General features: G+C 61.5%; 18 protein-coding genes. 11 read left to right on the top strand and 7 right to left on the bottom strand.

What is annotated here, in order from left to right; translation table 11 throughout:
• Positions 1–93: 93 nt before the first annotated feature.
• Complete coding sequence (gene hppD / locus SPHINGO391_RS04770; RefSeq protein ID WP_152007754.1) at positions 94–1,203, top strand: 4-hydroxyphenylpyruvate dioxygenase; 1,110 nt, start codon at positions 94–96, stop codon at positions 1,201–1,203.
• A gap of 78 nt (positions 1,204–1,281) precedes the next feature.
• On the opposite strand, the gene SPHINGO391_RS04765 is transcribed toward hppD, so the two are convergent.
• Complete coding sequence (locus SPHINGO391_RS04765) at positions 1,282–2,172, bottom strand: branched-chain amino acid aminotransferase (protein WP_152007753.1); 891 nt, start codon at positions 2,170–2,172, stop codon at positions 1,282–1,284.
• Between the two features lie 209 nt (positions 2,173–2,381).
• Between SPHINGO391_RS04765 and SPHINGO391_RS04760 the strand changes: the two genes are divergently transcribed.
• From SPHINGO391_RS04760 to SPHINGO391_RS04750, 3 genes are all read left to right on the top strand, one after another.
• Entirely contained in the window at positions 2,382–2,915 is a 534-nt protein-coding gene (locus tag SPHINGO391_RS04760; protein ID WP_244615113.1) for a MarR family transcriptional regulator, read from the top strand.
• Entirely contained in the window at positions 2,912–3,619 is a 708-nt protein-coding gene (locus SPHINGO391_RS04755; RefSeq protein WP_152007752.1) for a response regulator, read from the top strand. Before SPHINGO391_RS04760 ends, SPHINGO391_RS04755 begins: the two co-directional genes overlap by 4 nt.
• Before the next feature lie 255 nt (positions 3,620–3,874).
• On the top strand, positions 3,875–5,731 hold the full coding sequence (locus SPHINGO391_RS04750; RefSeq protein WP_152007751.1) for a methyl-accepting chemotaxis protein: 1,857 nt from the start codon (positions 3,875–3,877) through the stop codon (positions 5,729–5,731).
• A gap of 128 nt (positions 5,732–5,859) precedes the next feature.
• Here the strand turns inward: SPHINGO391_RS04750 and SPHINGO391_RS04745 are convergent, their stop codons facing one another.
• The gene (locus tag SPHINGO391_RS04745) at positions 5,860–6,741 is read right to left on the bottom strand and encodes a bile acid:sodium symporter family protein (RefSeq protein ID WP_152007750.1); all 882 of its coding nucleotides are present in this window, start codon (positions 6,739–6,741) and stop codon (positions 5,860–5,862) included.
• Positions 6,742–6,815: 74 nt separating this feature from the next.
• Positions 6,816–8,537 carry an AMP-binding protein gene (locus SPHINGO391_RS04740; RefSeq protein WP_152007749.1) on the bottom strand — a complete coding sequence of 574 codons (1,722 nt, stop codon included), beginning with the start codon at positions 8,535–8,537 and terminating at the stop codon, positions 6,816–6,818.
• A 295-nt stretch (positions 8,538–8,832) separates the two neighbouring features.
• Between SPHINGO391_RS04740 and SPHINGO391_RS04735 the strand changes: the two genes are divergently transcribed.
• Positions 8,833–10,215 (top strand): ATP-binding protein, encoded by a 1,383-nt coding sequence (locus SPHINGO391_RS04735; RefSeq protein WP_152007748.1) that lies wholly within the window; start codon positions 8,833–8,835, stop codon positions 10,213–10,215.
• Between the two features lie 56 nt (positions 10,216–10,271).
• Here the strand turns inward: SPHINGO391_RS04735 and SPHINGO391_RS04730 are convergent, their stop codons facing one another.
• The 4 genes from SPHINGO391_RS04730 to SPHINGO391_RS04715 all read right to left on the bottom strand — a co-directional run bounded on the left by SPHINGO391_RS04730 (position 10,272) and on the right by SPHINGO391_RS04715 (position 12,604).
• Entirely contained in the window at positions 10,272–10,613 is a 342-nt protein-coding gene (locus SPHINGO391_RS04730; RefSeq protein WP_152007747.1) for a tRNA-binding protein, read from the bottom strand.
• A 32-nt stretch (positions 10,614–10,645) separates the two neighbouring features.
• The gene (gene proC, locus SPHINGO391_RS04725; protein WP_152007746.1) at positions 10,646–11,458 is read right to left on the bottom strand and encodes a pyrroline-5-carboxylate reductase; all 813 of its coding nucleotides are present in this window, start codon (positions 11,456–11,458) and stop codon (positions 10,646–10,648) included.
• A 1-nt stretch (position 11,459) separates the two neighbouring features.
• Positions 11,460–11,960 (bottom strand): YbjN domain-containing protein, encoded by a 501-nt coding sequence (locus SPHINGO391_RS04720; RefSeq protein WP_152007745.1) that lies wholly within the window; start codon positions 11,958–11,960, stop codon positions 11,460–11,462.
• Positions 11,961–12,295: 335 nt separating this feature from the next.
• Positions 12,296–12,604: an accessory factor UbiK family protein gene (locus SPHINGO391_RS04715; protein WP_152007744.1), complete on the bottom strand. Its 309-nt coding sequence runs from the start codon at positions 12,602–12,604 to the stop codon at positions 12,296–12,298.
• Positions 12,605–12,841: 237 nt separating this feature from the next.
• Between SPHINGO391_RS04715 and lgt the strand changes: the two genes are divergently transcribed.
• The 6 genes from lgt to SPHINGO391_RS04685 all read left to right on the top strand — a co-directional run bounded on the left by lgt (position 12,842) and on the right by SPHINGO391_RS04685 (position 18,742).
• A complete protein-coding gene (gene lgt / locus SPHINGO391_RS04710) occupies positions 12,842–13,675 on the top strand; it encodes a prolipoprotein diacylglyceryl transferase (RefSeq protein WP_152007743.1) in 834 nt (277 codons plus the stop codon).
• 23 nt (positions 13,676–13,698) lie between these two features.
• Complete coding sequence (locus tag SPHINGO391_RS04705) at positions 13,699–14,799, top strand: class I SAM-dependent methyltransferase (protein WP_152007742.1); 1,101 nt, start codon at positions 13,699–13,701, stop codon at positions 14,797–14,799.
• A 104-nt stretch (positions 14,800–14,903) separates the two neighbouring features.
• The gene (gene pgeF / locus SPHINGO391_RS04700; protein WP_152007741.1) at positions 14,904–15,722 is read left to right on the top strand and encodes a peptidoglycan editing factor PgeF; all 819 of its coding nucleotides are present in this window, start codon (positions 14,904–14,906) and stop codon (positions 15,720–15,722) included.
• A complete protein-coding gene (locus SPHINGO391_RS04695) occupies positions 15,706–16,860 on the top strand; it encodes a Xaa-Pro peptidase family protein (RefSeq protein ID WP_152007740.1) in 1,155 nt (384 codons plus the stop codon). The genes pgeF and SPHINGO391_RS04695 overlap by 17 nt, the downstream gene beginning before the upstream one ends.
• Before the next feature lie 152 nt (positions 16,861–17,012).
• A complete protein-coding gene (locus SPHINGO391_RS04690; protein ID WP_152007739.1) occupies positions 17,013–17,612 on the top strand; it encodes a hypothetical protein in 600 nt (199 codons plus the stop codon).
• Between the two features lie 197 nt (positions 17,613–17,809).
• Entirely contained in the window at positions 17,810–18,742 is a 933-nt protein-coding gene (locus SPHINGO391_RS04685) for a ribose-phosphate pyrophosphokinase (RefSeq protein ID WP_152007738.1), read from the top strand.
• The last annotated feature ends 1 nt before the right edge of the window (position 18,743 follow it).

Here is an 18,743-nt window from a genome sequence, read left to right as displayed (position 1 = left end):
ATGCACCTTGCACCGAATATGCAGCATCATGTGCAACAGTCAACCAGCGCTGCCGAGATCATGAGCCGCGCGGACAAAACGAGGAGAGAAACCATGGGTCCGTTCCCCCACGACGCACCACGCGCAACCATTTCCGAAGACAACCCGGCCGGCACAAACGGCTTCGAATTTGTCGAGTTCGCCCATCCGGAACCGGAAGTGCTTGAGGCGCTGTTCGCCCGCATGGGATACGAGCCGGTTGCCCGCCACCGGACCAAGGCGATCACGGTCTGGCGCCAGGGCGACATCAACTACATTCTCAATGCCGAGAAAGGCTCCTTCGCCGATCGCTTCGTCGGCATCCACGGCCCCTGTGCACCGTCAATGGCCTGGCGCGTTGCCGATGCAAAACAGGCGCTTGCCCATGCCGTGTCGAAGGGCGCCGAAGAATACAAGGGCAGCGACAAGACACTCGACGTACCGGCCATCGTCGGCATCGGCGGGTCGCTGCTCTACTTCGTCGACACCTGGGGCGACCAGGGCTCGGCCTACGATGCCGATTTCGACTGGCTCGGCGAACGCGATCCCAGGCCGAAGGGCGCGGGCTTCTACTATCTCGACCACCTCACCCACAATGTCATCCGCGGCAACATGGACAAGTGGTGGGATTTTTACCGCAACCTGTTCAATTTCAAGCAGATCCACTTCTTCGACATCGAGGGCAAGCTGACCGGCCTAGTGTCGCGCGCCATCACCTCGCCCTGCGGCCGTATCCGCATCCCGCTCAACGAATCCACCGACGACAAGAGCCAGATCGAGGAATATCTTCGCAAGTACAATGGCGAGGGCATCCAGCACATCGCGGTCGGCACCGATGACATCTATTCGGGCACCGACTGGATTGCCGACAAGGGCGTCAGATTCATGCCCGGTCCGCCCGATACCTATTACGACCTCTCGAAGGAGCGGGTTCACGGCCACGACGAGCCGCTCGACCGGATGAAGAAACACGGGATCCTGATTGACGGCGAAGGCGTGGTCGATGGCGGCATGACCAAGATCCTGCTGCAGATCTTCTCCAAGACCGTAATCGGCCCGATCTTTTTCGAGTTCATCCAGCGCAAGGGCGATGAAGGCTTTGGCGAGGGCAATTTCCGTGCGCTCTTCGAATCCATCGAGGAAGACCAGATCCGCCGCGGCGTCATCGGCGACGCCGCGGAGTAAGCCACCCACACCGACAGCAAAAAAGGCGGCGCTTCCATTGGGGAGCGCCGCCTTTTCGTTCTGAATGGGTCACAGGGATTACTCGGCGGCAATCTTTTTCGGCTGCACCTCGGACATGTAGTCATTGACCAGATTCTGCGTGATCTCGCCGACAGTGAAGCTGTAGGGACCGATCTCCGAGACCGGAGTGACTTCGGCGGCTGTCCCGGTGAGGAAGCACTGCTCGAAACCCTCGAGTTCTTCGGGCTGGATCGCCCGTTCAATCACTTCGTAGCCGCGCTTCTTGGCAAGGCCGATCACGGTGCGCCGGGTAATGCCGTCCAGGAAACAGTCGGGCGTCGGCGTGTGGATCTTGCCGTCCTTTACGAAGAAAACATTGGCGCCGGTGGCTTCAGCCACTTGGTCGCGCCAGTCCAGCATCAGCGCATCGGCATAGCCGCGTTCTTCGGCGCGATGCTTGGACAGCGTGCAGATCATGTAAAGCCCGGCAGCCTTGGATCGCGACGGCGCGGTCCGCGGGTCTGGACGCCGGTACTCGGCCATGTCGAGCCGGATGCCCTTCATCCGCTCTTCCGGCTTGAAGTAGCTGGGCCACTGCCAGATGGCGATGGCCAGGTTGATCCGGTTGGCCTGGGCCGACACGCCCATCATCTCCGATCCGCGCCACGCGATCGGACGCACATAGGCATCCTCAAAACCCTGCCGCGCCAGCAGTTCGACGCAGGCCTGATCGATCTCGGCGACGCTGTAGGGGATCTTGAAGCCGAGAATATCAGCGGACGTATGCAGCCGCTCGGTGTGTTCGGTCAGCTTGAATATCTCGCCACCATAGGCCCGTTCACCTTCGAAAACGGCGCTGGCATAATGCAGCCCGTGGGTCAGGACATGAATTTTTGCATCTTTCCACGGCACGAACTCGCCGTTAAACCAGATTTCGCCTTCGAGCTGGTCAAAAGGTACGGACGCCATCGCGTTTCCTCCAGGCGGTATGCCGCCGTGATAATGGTTGTCTTTAAGCCGGTGTCGGTGACCGTGGCTCAAGCGCCAAAATCAGGCGTGAGGCAAACGGGCATTGGCAAGCCGGCGGGCAAGGCCAGTTTGCCTCGCGCGCAAATCGAAGCTAGCAATTGCGCCAAATTATGTCAACATAGCTGACATATTTGAAAGGAAAAGTCGCCATGAACCGTGCCGGCGCAATCAAGCCCGAATCCGACCAGATCCTTGACCGCCCCATGGGGGACAATGACGGTATCGACTTCGAGATCATAGAGCTTTTGTTCTTCGCCTACCGTGATTTCATTTCCGATCCCGACGCCATCCTCGACACGTCCGGGTTCGGACGCGCCCATCACCGTGTCGTCCATTTCGTCAACCGCGAACCCGGACTGACGGTCGCCGCCCTGCTCGACACGCTGAAGATTACCAAGCAGTCGCTGGCGAGGGTTCTCAAACAACTCATCGATTCAGGCTATATTGCCCAGGTTGCCGGCCCGGAAGACCGCAGGCAACGTCGTCTCTTCCCCACCGACCGGGGGCGCGAACTGGCGCTGGCACTGGCAAGGCCACAGTCTCGCCGTATCGCCAATGCACTGGAAGGTCTGGATGAGAATGGACGGACAGCGGTCACGACCTTCCTTTCCGGCATGATCAATCCCGGTGCGCACAGGCCGGAAGAGGATCACAGCGAGATCAATGAGGGACGAGACCAATGACAAACCCCTTGCCGGAAGATGATGCAGCCCACCTGCTGGTCGTCGACGACGACACCCGGATCCGTGACCTGCTGTCACGCTATCTCACCGAACAGGGGTTTCGTGTCACCACTGCCGCCGAAGCCGACGAGGCCCGCCGCAAGCTCGAAGGTCTCGATTTCGACCTGCTGATCATCGACGTGATGATGCCCGGTGAAAGCGGCCTGTCACTGACCCGATCGCTGCGCGAGATCAAGACGGTACCGATCCTGATGCTCACCGCGCTGGCCGAAGGCGAGGCCCGGATCGACGGCCTCGAAGCCGGCGCTGACGATTATCTAGCCAAGCCGTTCAACCCGCGCGAACTGGTGCTCAGGATCAACAACATCCTCAAGCGCGGCGGCCAGCCCTCGCCGCCAAAGGTCGAGCAGGTGGTCTTCGGTCCGTTCACCTTCGTCATTGCCCGCCGCGAACTGAAGAAATCCGGCGAGCCCGTCCGCCTCACCGACCGCGAACGCGAGATCATGGTCGCTTTTGCCGAAAACGCCGGCGAGACCGTTCCCCGCCATGAACTCGTCGGCGGCGACATAGAGGTCGGAGAACGTACCATCGACGTTCAGATCAACCGCCTGCGCCGCAAGATCGAAGACGATCCGGCCAATCCGGTGTGGCTGCAGACCGTGCGTGGCATCGGCTACCGGCTGAGCGTGGAGACAAAGGTCTAGAGCGCCAGCTCCATCGGAGATCCAGGTATGTCCCCCAGCCTCGGGCCAGGAAACGCCGAGGCTGCTTTGGTTCCGCTTGCCACTCCAACGGCAAGACTGTCACTGCAATTCAAGCGGGAATGATGCGAAAAATGCTACCGATAACGCCTGTATCAATGCGGATCATCTTGGCTTGAACCCCTCAAAACGTCGGGGGTTAAGTCTAATTTCCTTAACCATTTAGAGCTAATTTCCATCAAAACCATGGGGGTTAGCATGTCTATATTTTCACGCTTTGGGGTCGTCAAAACCGTAACGGTAATGACCGTCTCTCTTCTTCTGATTGCACTTGGTGTGGTCGAACTGGCGGTCTCCGCCAATATCAGTAAACGTATCCAGGCTCAGGCGATCGAAAGCCAGAACACAAGCTTGCGGACGGCGGCGACCATCGTGGCTCGCGACCTTCCGGGCACCACCATCGCATGGGCGGCCGACGGCAACGTCCAGCGAATCGAGATGGAATCGATCCCGACCGGCTTCGAAAGCCACGAGATGATCGACACCATCGGTCGCATGACCGGCCAGACGGCGACGATTTTCGCCTGGGATGCAGAAACCAGGGATTTCTGGCGCAAGACCACCAACATCATCAAGCCCGATGGCAACCGGGCGGTCGGAACCCCGCTGGGTCAGAAGGGCGCGGTCTACCCGGTCCTGACCAAGGGCGAGACCTTCCGCGGCGAGGCAGTGATCCTGGGAACGCCGTACTACACCATCTATGAGCCGATCTACTCGCCGGCAGGCGACACGATCGGCATCCTTTACGCCGGTGTACGCTCGGCGGAAATCGATGCCATGGCCAGCGAAATGGCCTGGACCATCAGCATCGTTGCAATCCTGGTTCTCTTGGCTGCAGTCGCCATAGCAGCGTTTGTCACAAAGCAGGTTCTTGGTGGCATCCCGCGGCTGACCAACGTCGCCAACGCGCTCGCCGAAGGCAATCTCGATATCGACGTGCCTGGCCAGGACCAGCGCAACGAGATCGGCTCTCTCGCCCGCTCGTTGACGATCCTGCGCGACGGGGCGGTTGAAAAGATCGCGCTTGAGTCGGACTCGGTCCGCAGCCGTGAAGAGACCGAAGCCGAGCGCCAGCGCCGCGAGGCCGAGAAATCCGCTCGTGACCAGGAAACCGAAGCAGCTGTTCGCGAACTGGGCGCAGCCCTGAGCGAACTCAGCAATGGCAACCTGAAGGTCAGGCTGGATCATGCCTTCACCGGAGAGTTCGAAAAGCTGCGGACAGATTTCAACCATGCCGCCGATCGTCTCAGCCAAACCATGGCCGAGCTCAGCGGAGAAACCCACGAGATCAATGCCGGCGCATCCGAAATGCAGGCGGCAACGGACGACCTGTCGCGGCGCACCGAACAGCAGGCAGCCTCGCTCGAGGAAACCTCTGCCGCGCTTGACGAGATCACCGCAACGGTGCGCAGTGCAGCGACCCGCGCCGAGGAAGCCAGGGACATGGCCGAGAAGGCACAGAGCAGCACGGTCAATTCCCGAAGCGTCGTCTCCAACGCCGTCAACGCCATGTCGCGCATTGAATCGGCATCGGACGAAATCTCCAAGATCATCTCCGTGATCGACGAGATTGCCTTCCAGACCAACCTGCTGGCACTCAATGCCGGCGTCGAGGCCGCCCGCGCCGGCGAAGCCGGAAAGGGCTTTGCCGTCGTCGCCCAGGAAGTTCGCGAACTCGCACAGCGCTCGGCAAGCGCGGCCAAGGACATCAAGGGCCTGATCACCAAGTCCGGCGAGGAAGTGGCAAGCGGTGTGCAACTGGTCAACGAGACCGGCGATGCGCTCGGAACCATTTCCGAACAGGTTGCCGCGATCAACGATCATATCGCCTCGATCGCGACAGCCGCCCGCGAGCAGACCACAGGCCTTGGCGAGATCAACAGCGCCGTCAACCAGATGGACCAGGTCACGCAGCAGAACGCCGCCATGGTCGAGGAAGCCACCGCGGTCATGCACAAGCTGGCCGCAAGCGCCCAGAAGCTCAGCGGCATGGTCGATCAGTTCGAGGTTTCCTCAAACCGGGCCCATGCGCCACGGGCACAACGCGCCGCCTGATTGACCCCAGTCCTGGCAGGCCTAACAAGAATGAGCGGCCCGTGCTTTATAAGCACGGGCCGTTTTCTTCATGTCCGATGGCCCACAGGTTGGCTTACCCGGCGCACCGGCTGCCCGGCCTCTGAATTCTACAGCAGGCCGTCAGGCAATTTCTGCTCTCCGGCGTTGTTGATCCGGCGGAACCAGAAGGTCAGCATCGTCGATGTCATAACGATAAACAGCGAATAGAGTGCCGGTACCGCCATCACCGACTGGGCCTCGGTGCCGGAGAAGGTGAAGGCGATGATGGCAATCGCCAGCGGTCCGTTCTGAATGCCGGTTTCCAGTGCGATTGTGCGGGCATTGCGCGGATGCAGTTTGAGCAGCGTTGCAAAGCCGTAGCCGATGGCGAACCCGAACACGCCAAGCCCAATGGCGCCAAAATAGGTGGCCCAGGTCGTCGTTGTCAGAAAGTCCCAGTTCCTCGGAATCCAGGACACGATCAGAAACAGGATGAAAATGACGGCCAGCAGCGAGCCGAGGAACTCGGTCACCGCTCCGGCATTGGCATTGAGCTTGCGCAAGCCCATTCCGATGGCAACCGGCACCAGGAGCAGCACCAGCGTCACGATGATGTTCTCGCGCGGGATCTGCAGATCGAGCGCCCCCGCATAGAGCACCAGCACCAGCGGGATCAACACCACGCCGAAGACGGTCGAGTTGACCGTCATGAGCACCGACAGCGCCAGATTTCCCTTGGAGAAATAGGTAAAGATATTGGACGTGGTGCCGCCGGGCATGCAGCCCATGATCAGGATCCCGATCTTGATCGGGTCCGGTACCGGCAGGCTGATTGCCAGCAGGAAGGCAATGAACGGCATGAAACCATACTGCGAGGCCACACCGATAAACAGACCGTAGGGCCGCTTCAGCGCCAGCGCGAAATCGCGCGGGGTAAGGGACGCGCCCATGCCAAGCATGATCACGAAGATCATCAAAGCCAGAATTGCTTGTTCCAAAGGTCCGACCATGGTTCCTCCCTGAAAGCCGGTCGTTTCTACTCGATTCCCGGACCGCCACAGCGCTCCGGTCGGCCATGCTTGTCCTAGGCGCTTGCGGCTTCGGAAGTCCTGGTCTCTTGCTCCGCACGCAGATCCTTGCGCAGGATCTTGCCGACATTGGACTTGGGCAAGTCATCGCGGAACTCGACCAGCCTGGGCACCTTGTAGCCGGTCAGGTGCAGCTTGCAGTAGGCGCGGACGTCCTCGACGGTCAGCGCCGGGTCACGGCGGACGACATAGGCCTTCACCGCTTCACCCGATGCTCCGTCCGGAACACCGATCACGGCGGATTCGACAATGCCTGGATGCGCTGCAAGGCAATCCTCGATCTCGTTGGGATAGACGTTGAAGCCCGAGACCAGGACCATGTCCTTCTTGCGGTCGACGATCCGGAAATAGCCGTCCGCATCCATGGTGGCGATGTCGCCGGTCAGCAACCAGCCATCCCTGATGGCTTTTTCCGTTTCCTCAGGCCGGTTCCAGTAGCCCAGCATCACCTGCGGCCCGCGCGCAGCCAGTTCGCCCGCCTCGCCTTGCGCCACCGGCTTGCCGCCGGCATCGAGGCAGGCCACATCGGTTGAGGGCACCGGCACGCCGATCGAATTGCTGCGGGTCCGGCCAAGCGGGTTGAAGGTGATCACCGGCGAGGATTCAGTCAGCCCGTACCCCTCGAGAACCGGCTTTCCGGTGATCTCTTCCCAGCGCTCGGCCACCGCCTTTTGCAGCGCCATGCCGCCCGCGGAAGCAAATTTGAGATGCTTGGGAGGCGTGTCGAGAAACCAGACCTCGCTTGAGAGACCATTGAACAGCGTGTTGACCCCGCTCATCCAGGTGATCTTGTAGTTCTCGAATGCGCGCTTGAGATTGGACAGCGGCCGCGGATTGGGGATCAGGATGTTGCGCGCGCCAAGCCAGTAGAACCCGATCAGGTTCACGGTAAAGGCAAAGATGTGGTACATCGGCAGCGCTGTCAGCGCCACTTCCTCGCCCTTCTTCACACCGCTGATCATTTCCATGGTCTGCGCCATGTTCATGATGATGTTGCGGTGCGACAGCATGGCGCCCTTGGACACACCGGTGGTGCCGCCGGTGTATTGCAGACAGGCGATGTCATCGGGATCAACTGACGTCGTATAGGACCCGGCCCCGATCTTGCCTTCATCCCGCCGCGCCGCGCCTGCCGCAATCGCGTCTGGCAGCCGGATATGGGCGACATCCACCGGATGAATGGTCTTGTCCCAGTATTTCTGAACCGCACCGACAATCATTTTCGGCAAGGAAGGCATGAACTCGGCCACCCGGGTCACGATCACCGTTGGGATATGATGGCCCTTGAGCGCCTCGGGCAGCTTGTCGGCAAACATGTCGACGATCACCAGCGCCGAAGGTTTGGAATCGGCAAACTGCTTGGCCATCTCCTCGGCGGTGTAAAGCGGATTGACGTTGACGAGCACGCAGCCCGCCTTGAACACCCCAAAGGCGACCACCGGAAACGGCAGCCCATTGGGCGCCTGCAGGGCCACCCGGTCGCCCTGTTGAAGGCCGGCGACCTCGCGCAGATAGGCGGCGAGTGCCGTCGACATCTCGTCGACCTGACGGAAACTCAGCGTTCCATTCATGCCATTGGGAAGGCAGACCGTGAAAGCCGGAGCCTCGCCATAGACCGAGGCAGTATGGCTGACCAGATCACCGAGATTGCGAAACGGCAACTCATCGATCTCGGCGCGGACGGACGGCCCGTAAAAAGAAGTCCAAGGTCGTTCCATATCGTGATGCTCCTCCCAGAACAATTTCAGATTAGATGGGTGTATTGGCTGGCTTTGCAAGCTTTTTGCAAAGACTGTCCGAAAGAAGTTTCATAGGGTTTCAGAAGCCGTCCTGTACCACTGTGATCGAGGACGTCAGCAGAAGTTGGTCAGGTCCATCCCGGCGCTCCGTGCGAAGCCCGGCTGCACCATGACATGGAGGCGCGCTGCCGCTTGTCGCTACCCATTCCGCCTCAGCTTGTTTATAACCACCAACAATCAGCAATGACCGCGCAGGGCGGGAGGTTTGGGAGCCATGGCCAGCATCGACTCCATTCGACGGGAATATGAGCGTTATCCGCCAAGCGGCTTCCGTCGTTTCACGCGCTGGTTCACCAAACGCATTCCGACGCGGCTCTATGCGCGAGCCCTGCTGATCATCATCATCCCCATGGTGCTGCTGCAGTCGGTCATCGCCTTTGTCTTCATGGAGCGGCACTGGCAGACCGTCACCCAGCGGCTGTCCATGGCCGTCACACGCGACATCGCCGCCATCATCGACGTGCTGTCGACCTATCCGCAGGATTCAGACTACGACGAGATCATCCGTATCGCCCGCGAACGGCTTGAGCTCAACATCGCCATCGAGCCGCCAGGCGACCTGCCCGCCCCGCGCCCGAAGCCGTTCTTCTCGATTCTCGACCAGATCCTCTCCGAGGAAATAACCAGGCAGGTGCGGCTGCCGTTCTGGATCGACACCGTCGGCAATTCCAACATCGTCGAGGTCCGAATCAAGCTCGAGGACAAGATCCTCAGGGTCTTTGCCAAGCGCAGTCAGGCCTATGCCTCCAACACCCACATCTTCCTGTTGTGGATGGTCGGCACCTCGCTGGTTCTGCTGGTCATCGCCATCCTGTTCCTGCGCGGCCAGATCCGGCCGATCCTCAAGCTCACCCAGGCCGCCGAAAGCTTCGGCAAGGGCCAGCGCATGCCCGACGACTTCCGCCCCCGCGGCGCCGACGAGGTCCGCCGCGCCGGCATCGCCTTCATCAAGATGCGCGAACGCATCGAGCGCCAGCTCGAGCAGCGCACCGCCATGCTTTCCGGCGTCAGCCACGATCTGCGCACCATCCTCACCCGGTTCCGATTGCAACTGGCGCTGGTCGGCGATGGACCGGAGCTCGACGGCCTGAACAAGGATATCGACGACATGCAGTCGATGCTCGACAGCTACCTCTCCTTCGCCCGCGGCGAAGCCGAGGAGGATGTCGGCACGGTAAGCCTGAACAACGTTGTCGAGAAGGTTGCGGCAGACGGACGGCTGCGCGGCGCCACCGTGAGCGTGTCGGTGCAGGGCGACGACGAGATCAATGTCCGGCCCAACGCATTTGACCGCCTGCTGACCAATCTGGTCTCCAACGCCTGCCGGCACGCCGACGAGGTTTCCATCGAGGCCGTCAACCGCGGCAGGTGGCTCACCATCAACATCGACGATGACGGTCCGGGCATCCCCGCCGACGCGCGGGAGGATGTGTTCCGGCCGTTCTACCGTCTTGATGCGGCGCGCAACCAGGATGAAACCGGAACCGGTCTCGGACTTGCCATCGTGCGCGACATCGCCCGCAGCCATGGCGGCGACGTCACCCTGTCAGACAGCGCCATGGGCGGCCTGCGCGCAACGGTGCGTCTGCCCGCCTGAAACGGCCAGCACAAATGACTAAACAGGGACTTTTCAGAAACCCCGAGGCGCCGCGGTCACATCAGCCGGGCGCCGTTCGGAACCGTCTTGTCGACCGCCGCCAGAACGATATCGCCATTGCCGTCGGCAAATCCCAGTGTCAGCACTTCCGACATGAAAGGCCCGATCTGGCGCGGGGGGAAATTCACCACCGCCATCACCTGCCGTCCAACGAGGGCTTCGGGCGTGTAATGCACGGTGATCTGTGCCGATGATTTCTTCTCGCCGATCTCCGGCCCGAAATCGATCCGGAGCTTGAAGGCAGGCTTGCGAGCCTCCGGGAACGGTTCGGCGGCAACAATGGTGCCGGTGCGAATATCGACCTTCTCGAAATCATCCCAGGCAATCGTCGCGCTCATCATCGGCCTCGCATGTCGTGAAAAGGTGGATCTCAGGAAGCCAGTTCGCGGGACCGGTCGGCGGCAGCCTTCAGCGCCTTTTCGAACACCGGCTGAATGCCGTCCTCCGCCATCAGCACCGACAGCGCCGCCGCTGTCGTGCCGTTCGGCGAGGTCACGTTCTGCCTCAGTGTCGCAGCCTCGCTCGGGGACCGGTGCATCAACTCTCCGGCGCCGGTGACGGTTTCCCGTGCGAGCCGCATGGCGAGGTCCGCCGGCAGGCCGCATTTGCGCCCCGCCTCCGCCATGCACTCGACGAGATAGAAGACATAGGCCGGGCCGCTGCCCGACACTGCGGTGATCGCATCGATCATCGCTTCGTCTTCAACCCATTCAACCGGCCCGCAAACCGACAACAAGCGGTCGATCTCGGCTTTCGCTTCTGCACTCACGGCCGCATTTGCGACCGCGCCGGTAATGCCGCGTCCGACCATCGCCGGTGTGTTCGGAATGGTCCGGACCACCGCGCCGCCAAGCCGCTCTTCAAAATAGGAAAGCGTCTTGCCGGCAGCGACCGACAGGCTGACCGTGTCCGGACCGACGAGGCCTTTCAGGCCGGGCAGCACAGCATCCATGATCTGCGGCTTGACCGCCAGCATCAGGATGCCTGCGGTCACGCCCTCGGGCGCCGAGGCTTCGCATCTCACACCGGCATCCGCCAGCCGCTCCACCATCGCTTCCGGCGGCTTCGGGTCGATCACGACAATCGCGGCCGGATCAGTCCCTGCATCCAGCCAGCCGCTGAGCATGGCGCCGCCCATATTGCCGGCGCCGACCAGAACCAGGGGAGTGCCGGGAGAAATCATCTCATGCCTCGCCGCGCGTTTCGAACATCACGGCCGTGATCGCCGATTTGGCATCCATGCCCGACCAGACGACAAACTGGAAGGCCTGGAAATAGGCCTCGCAGGAATCAAGCGCGTTGGACAGCAGCACTTCGACCTGGCGGTTGGTCGGCTCGGCACCGCCGGCCAGAAGCAGAGACTGGCGGAAGATGATCACGTGCTCCTGCTGCCACAGGTCAAAATGCCCCATGAGCACCTGGCCGTTGACATGGGAGAGAAGCTTCATCACCTCGGTGACCCGCATGTCCGGAACCTTGATGTCGAATGCGCTGGCGATATGCAGCGCCTCGCAGTCCTCCATCCAGGAAAACGACACGTGATAATCGGTCCAGTGCCCCTCGACCGTCATCGCGATCTCGTGTTCACCGGAGCGTTCGAACGTCCAGTCGTTGGACGCCGCCACGAATTCGATCATGTCTACCGGATTGGAGTGCCGTTCGAATTCGAAATTACTGAGATTCATGCCCCACCTAGCTTCATTTCAAGCGTCCGGCGAACCGCTCCTGCGGCATCCGGACAACCAATTCTCTCACGCATGATTCACCCGCATCCCGGGGCGCACGCATTTGCGACTCCTGCCGGGGCTGTTTGCTGCCCGTTCCGAATCATCATTTAGAATCAGTGTATAAATGCAGAGTCCGAGCGCCAGTCCCCCGGCAGCATTTTGTCAGCCGAAGCCTGTGGACCGACCTGCGAAAGTGATTCCGCCGGGAGTCATAACTGACTCACGCAAAAGGCTTTTTGAGCCTCGCGGTCCGGTGGATAACCTGTGCAAAAAAAATTGGGTACAATCGACCCTCAGGCGTCCTTCGGAGGAGCCTTCTTGGATGCAGGCCGTTTGGCGGCTTGCGAAGCCGTCGCAGCCGGCTTCTTTTCAAGGGCATCAAGCCGTGCCGACAGCGCGTCATTCTCTTCACGCGCCTTGATCGCCATGTCACGAACCGCCTCGAACTCTTCGCGCTTGACCAGATCCATCGAATTGAGAAGCCGTTCGAGCTGACTGCGCATGGCGGTTTCCATTTCCCGCCGCACACCCTGGGCCGCACCCGCCGCATCGGTCATCACCTTGGCAAGTTCGTCGAGAAGTCTGTTCGATCCGCTGTTCATCATCGTCATCCCTGTTTCGGGTTCATTCGGGCGGCTTCGCCTTTGCAGTCATGATCTGAGGTAAGCATTCCGGCGCCGAGTTGCAAGCCAAACCATGCGGCGCAAGGCTTGCGCAAAGCCCGCATGCCATGCCAGAGGATCAATTCTGTACGGAACACGGGTAGAGTGGCTGCCCTGTAACAATGACGATGCTGTCCGGGAACCACATCCTCCCGCTCAGACAGGAAGGAAACCGCGTTGGAGCACACCGCAACACTGTTGTCGCTGATGGCCTTTCCGGACATTGATCCGGTGATCTTTGCCATCGGCCCGGTGCAGGTGCGCTGGTACGGGCTTGCCTATGTGGTCGGCATCCTGCTCGGCTGGCAATATGCCCGCAGGCTTGTCGCAAACGACAGCCTCTGGCCCCAGTCCGGTCCGCGCATGACACAGCTCGACATTGATGACTTCCTGATCTGGGCGACGGTCGGCATCGTCGCCGGCGGGCGCATCGGATACATTCTGTTCTATGACTTTGCGGCCATTGCAGCCAATCCGATGCGCGCGCTGGAAATCTGGAATGGCGGAATGTCCTTTCATGGCGGCCTTCTGGGTACCCTGGTCGCTATGATCCTGTTTGCCCGCAGCCGCGGCATCCCGGTCTTCAACCTGTTCGACATCGTCTGCGCCGTTGTCCCGGTGGGCCTGTTCTTCGGCCGCCTGGCGAATTTCATCAATTCCGAGCTCTGGGGCAAACTCACCGATGTGCCCTGGGCTTTCGTCTTCCCGACTGGCGGCCCATTCCCCCGCCACCCCACGCAACTCTATGAAGCCGCCCTCGAGGGCCTGCTTCTGCTCGCTGTCCTGGCCTGGCTGATCTACCGCCGCAAGGCTCTCAGCCAACCCGGGCTGGTCGCGGGCTGCTTCGTTATCGGCTATGCGCTGTCGCGGATTTTCATCGAGTTCTTTCGGGAGCCGGACGTCCAGATCGGATACCTCGCGGGCGGCTGGCTGACCATGGGCATGGTGCTGTCACTGCCGATGCTGGCGGTCGGCATCTGGGCGGTCGCGACCGCCAGATCACGCGCTTGAGCAAGTCCGGAAAGGTCCCAGGGATGACACCGCTTGCCGAGAAGATCAGGAACCTTATCCAGCAAACCGGACCGCTGAAAATCTCGGACTACTTCTCGCTTTGCCTGGCCGATCCCGACCATGGCTACTATCAGAGCCGCGAGCCCTTCGGCCAGGCCGGAGACTTCATCACCGCTCCGGAAATCTCGCAGCTTTTCGGCGAGATGATCGGTGTGTTCCTGGTCCAGGCATGGCATGTCCAGGGCGCGCCTGAAAACACCCGGATCGTCGAAATCGGACCGGGACGCGGAACGCTGATGTCGGACGCGTTGCGGGTAATCTCCCGCCTGGCGCCGGCCCTTTACGAACAAGCCACGATCCACATGGTCGAAACCAGCGAGCGGCTGCGCAATGTGCAGCGCCAGACACTGGTCCGGGTCAAGCAGAGGATCAGCTGGCACGACGCCTTCGAGGAGATCCCGGCGGGCTTTACCCTGATGGTCGCCAACGAATTGTTCGACGCCATACCAATTCGCCAGTTCATCAAGACGCGGCAGGGCTTTTCCGAGCGCATGGTCGGGCTCGATGACACAGGCGCCCTGGCTTTCGGCCTCGGCCCGGCTGGTCTCGACACTTCGCTGTTGCCCATCCCCGAAGCGGCTGTCCGCGAAGGCGAGATTTTCGAGATCTCGCCGGCACGGGCGGCTGTGATGCAGGCCGTGGCCGCGAAACTCGTGCGTGACGGGGGCACCGCCCTGATCATCGATTATGGCCATCTGGTCACTGGTTTCGGCGACACATTGCAAGCCGTCCACCAGCATGAATTCGACCCGCCGCTGGCCCGCCCGGGCGAGGCTGACCTGACCAGCCATGTCGACTTCCAGGTCCTGGCCGAGGCCGCGGGGGCCGCCGGCGCCCATGTCCACCGCCCCCTCACCCAGGGCGATTTTCTACTGGGCCTAGGCATCCTCGAGCGTGCGGGAGCTTTGGGCGCCGGACGTGACAGTTTGACTCAGGCGACCATTGGCGACGCGGTCAACCGGCTCGCCGGCGAAGGGGAAGGCCGCATGGGAGCGCTGTTCAAGGTCCTGGCGGTCAGCGGCCGGAAGGTCCGCATTGCGCCCTTTGATCCCCAACAGGCTTGAACCGGTCAATTGACAGGAGCAGCCCGGATGGCCACCATCTGCGCGCTGAGAGGCACGATCGGCGGATTCGACTCGCCCCACAGGCCCTACGGGAGGAGCAGTTCATGACGGTTGAGGGCAACGCACCAGCCCCGGTGCGAAGCGCACTGCTGGATGGCTTGTCCCCGGACAACCGCATCGCCCATGGTTTCTTCAACCGGGCCGGCGGCGTCTCCAAGGGACTTTACAACGGCCTCAACGTTGGCCTTGGCTCGAAGGACGACCGCGCAGACATCATCGAAAATCGCACCCGGGTCAGCCGCTGGTTCGGACTGGATCTCGACCGGCTGGTCACCGTGCATCAGGTGCATTCGCCGCGGGTGCATATCGCAACGTCCGGGAACCGCGCCGAGCGGCCGGAAGCCGACGCGCTGGTTACCGGCACCCCCGGACTGGTGATCGGCGTGCTGACCGCTGATTGCGGTCCGGTGCTGTTTGCCGATGCGGAAGCGGGCGTCATCGGCGCAGCCCACGCCGGCTGGCGCGGCGCCTTTGACGGTGTGCTCGAAAGCACCATTGAGGCAATGCAGCAACTGGGCGCGAAGCCCGCGCGTATCGTCGCGACCCTTGGCCCGTCGATCAGTCAGGAGAACTACGAGGTCGGGCCGGAATTCGTAGACCGCTTCCTCGCCCGCGATGCGGCTCATGACACCTATTTCAAGGCCTCGTCGAGACCGGGACACGCCCTGTTCGATCTCCGGCAGTACACGGTCGACCGGTTGCTCAAGGCCGGGCTGAGATCCGAAATGCTTCCCGATTGCACCTATGCCGATGAGCAGGCCTGGTATTCCTACCGCCGCTCCACCCACCGCAACGAACCCGATTACGGACGACAGATCTCCGCCATCGCCATCAAGGAGGACGCCCATGGCCCTGCATTTTGAACGCGAGGAATACGCCGCCCGTCTGGACAAGCTTACCGCCAGCATGCGCGAGGAAAAGCTCGACGCCATTCTGCTGTTCGCCCAGGAAAGCATGTACTGGCTGACCGGCTACGACACCTTCGGTTTCTGTTTCTTCCAGTGCCTGGTGGTCAAGGCCGATGGCAACATGACCCTGCTGACGCGTTCGGCCGACTTGCGCCAGGCCCGGCAGACATCCAACATCGAGCGGATCATGGTCTGGACCGACAGGACCAACGCCGATCCCGCGCTGGACCTGAAGAACCTGCTCTCCGACCTCGATCTGCTCGGCGCCCGCATTGGCGTCGAGTACGATACCCACGGACTGACCGGCGCAAACTGCCACAAGCTCGACAATCAGCTTCAGAGCTTTGCCGAACTGGTTGACGCCTCCCACGTCGTCAGTCGCTTGCGGTTGATCAAGAGCCCGGCGGAAATCGTCTATGCCAGGCGTGCGGCGGAATTGTCCGACGCGGCGCTCGATGCGGCCATGCCCTTGATCAAGCCCGGCGGCAGCGAGGCCGACATTCTGGCGGCGATGCAGGGCGCTGTGTTCTCCGGCGGCGGGGACTATCCTGCCAACGAGTTCATCATCGGCTCCGGCGAGGACGCGCTTTTGTGCCGCTACAAGGCCGGGCGCCGCCAACTCGAGGCCAACGACCAGCTCACGCTCGAATGGGCCGGTGTCTTCGCCCATTACCATGCCCCGATGATGCGCACCGTGATCCTGGGCGAGCCGACACCCCGCCACGTCGAACTCTACGAGGCCTGCAGGCTATCGCTGGACGCCATCACCGCCATCCTCAAGCCCGGCACCACCTTTGGAGATGTGTTCGACGCCCATTCCGAGGTCATGGACGAGCGCGGCCTGACGCGTCATCGCCTCAACGCCTGCGGCTACTCGGTCGGCGCGCGGTTTACCCCGAGCTGGATGGAGCACCAGATGTTCCACACCGGCAACCCGCTGGAGATCGCCCCGGACATGACGCTGTTCGTGCACATGATCATCATGGATTCGGAAACCGGGACCGCGATGACCCTCGGCCAGACCTATCTGACGACCCAGGATGAGCCTGAATCCCTGTCTGCCAAACCACTTGATCTGATCATCGCCGCCTGAACGATCCGGCCGGCATCCGCCTTTTTGAAGTCTTGCAGCCTGCCGCATCGACAAGGTGTAGGGCTTCACCATCCTGCCCACCCGTCTCGTCAAAGATTGACAGGCCTGCCTCCGGGATTTCATAACAGCATGGGAAACGGGCGGGAAGCATGATGCAAGGCATCAGATTTATCGGCATGATCGCCATACTGGCGACGGGACTGGCGGGCTGCAATGTCACAGAGCAGTCTCTCCAGCCGATTCCCGGTGAGCAGCAACAGGTTGCGGATACGCCATCGCCAGGCGGCTTTGATCCGTTTGCCGGCGCACCTGGAACCGCGGCTGCGCCTCCGACACAGGCAACAGTCCCGCAAGGACAGGCCCCCACACAGGCAGCCCTCCCCGCCGGCCAGGTTCGCGGGCAGATCCGTTTCATGCCGGTCATCGGCGCGCCGGTGAATGCGGTCACCCCGCTGTCACGGCAACTGGCCGTCGAGGCCCGCAATCGCGGCCTTGCGATCCTCAGCGCCTCCGATCCGGGCGGTGAGCATGTGCTCAAAGGATATTTTTCAGCCGACAGCTTCGACGGCCAGACCACCGTCTACTATGTCTGGGACATTCTCGATCCCTCAGGCACCCGTCTGACGCGCATCCAGGGGCAGGAGAGCTTCCCGGGCGGCTCCGGTGATCCGTGGGCCTCGGTGCCCGCCAGTGTGATGGAGCAGATCGCCACCCGCACCCTCTCTGACTACATTGCGTGGCGCGGCCTGTAGCAACCCTGGGGATGTGTCGTGCTGTGGCCTCACCGCGTCACGGCTCGAGAAGTTTAACAGAAAAATTACACCGCTTGGCGATGTGTGCTTGCAATCATCAAAACCCCCGCTAAAAGGCGGGCAAACGGGTTGGCGCCCCGTCCCCTTGCGTGATCCTGCGCACGGAGCGACGCGGCCGAAAAAACAGGCGGTCCCAAATGAAGGTTTTCGCAGGAAACTCGAACCGGCGTTTGGCAGAGTCCATTTGCAATTATCTCAACGTGCCTTTGGGCAAGGCCAGCGTCAGGCGTTTTGCCGATCAGGAGATCTTTGTCGAGATCCAGGAAAACGTCCGCGGCGAGGATGTCTTCATCCTTCAGTCGACGTCCTACCCGACCAATGACCACCTGATGGAACTGTTGATCATGATCGACGCCTTCCGCCGCTCGTCGGCCAGGCGGATTACTGCGGTTCTTCCCTATTTCGGCTATGCCCGGCAGGATCGCCGCGCATCCGGCCGCACACCGATCTCGGCCAAGCTGGTGGCCAACCTGATCACCGAGGCAGGCGCCGACCGCGTTCTCACGCTTGACCTTCACGCCGGCCAGATCCAGGGCTTTTTCGACATTCCCACCGACAACCTGTTCGCGATTCCCGTGATCGCGCGCGACATCAAGGCCAAGTATGAGCTGGAAAATGTCATGGTCGTCTCCCCCGATGTCGGCGGCGTGGTGCGCGCCCGTGCGCTGGGCAAGCGGCTTGGCTCGCTGCTCGCGATCGTCGACAAGCGCCGCGACCGGCCGGGTGAATCCGAAGTCATGAACATCATCGGCGAGGTAGATGGCAAGGATTGCATCCTGATCGACGATATCGTCGATTCCGGCGGCACTCTGTGCAACGCCGCTGAAGCGCTTCTCAACAATGGCGCCAAATCGGTAACCGCCTACATCACCCATGGTGTGCTTTCCGGCGGCGCAGTCGCCAGGGTTTCATCCTCGAAGCTCAAGGAACTTGTCATCACCGACTCGATTCAGCCGACCCAGGAAATCCACTCGGCGCCGAATATCCGGGTGATTTCAACGGACGCGCTGATCGGAGAGGCGATCAACCGCACCGCTGCCGAGCAATCGGTGTCGAGCCTCTTCGACTGAG

Origin of the sequence: Hoeflea sp. EC-HK425, assembly GCF_902498795.1 — a bacterium.
GTDB classification, from domain to species: Bacteria; Pseudomonadota; Alphaproteobacteria; order Rhizobiales; family Rhizobiaceae; genus Hoeflea; species Hoeflea alexandrii.
The sequence above is the reverse complement of the archived record's forward strand: the minus strand, read 5'-3'. Positions and strand labels throughout refer to the sequence as shown.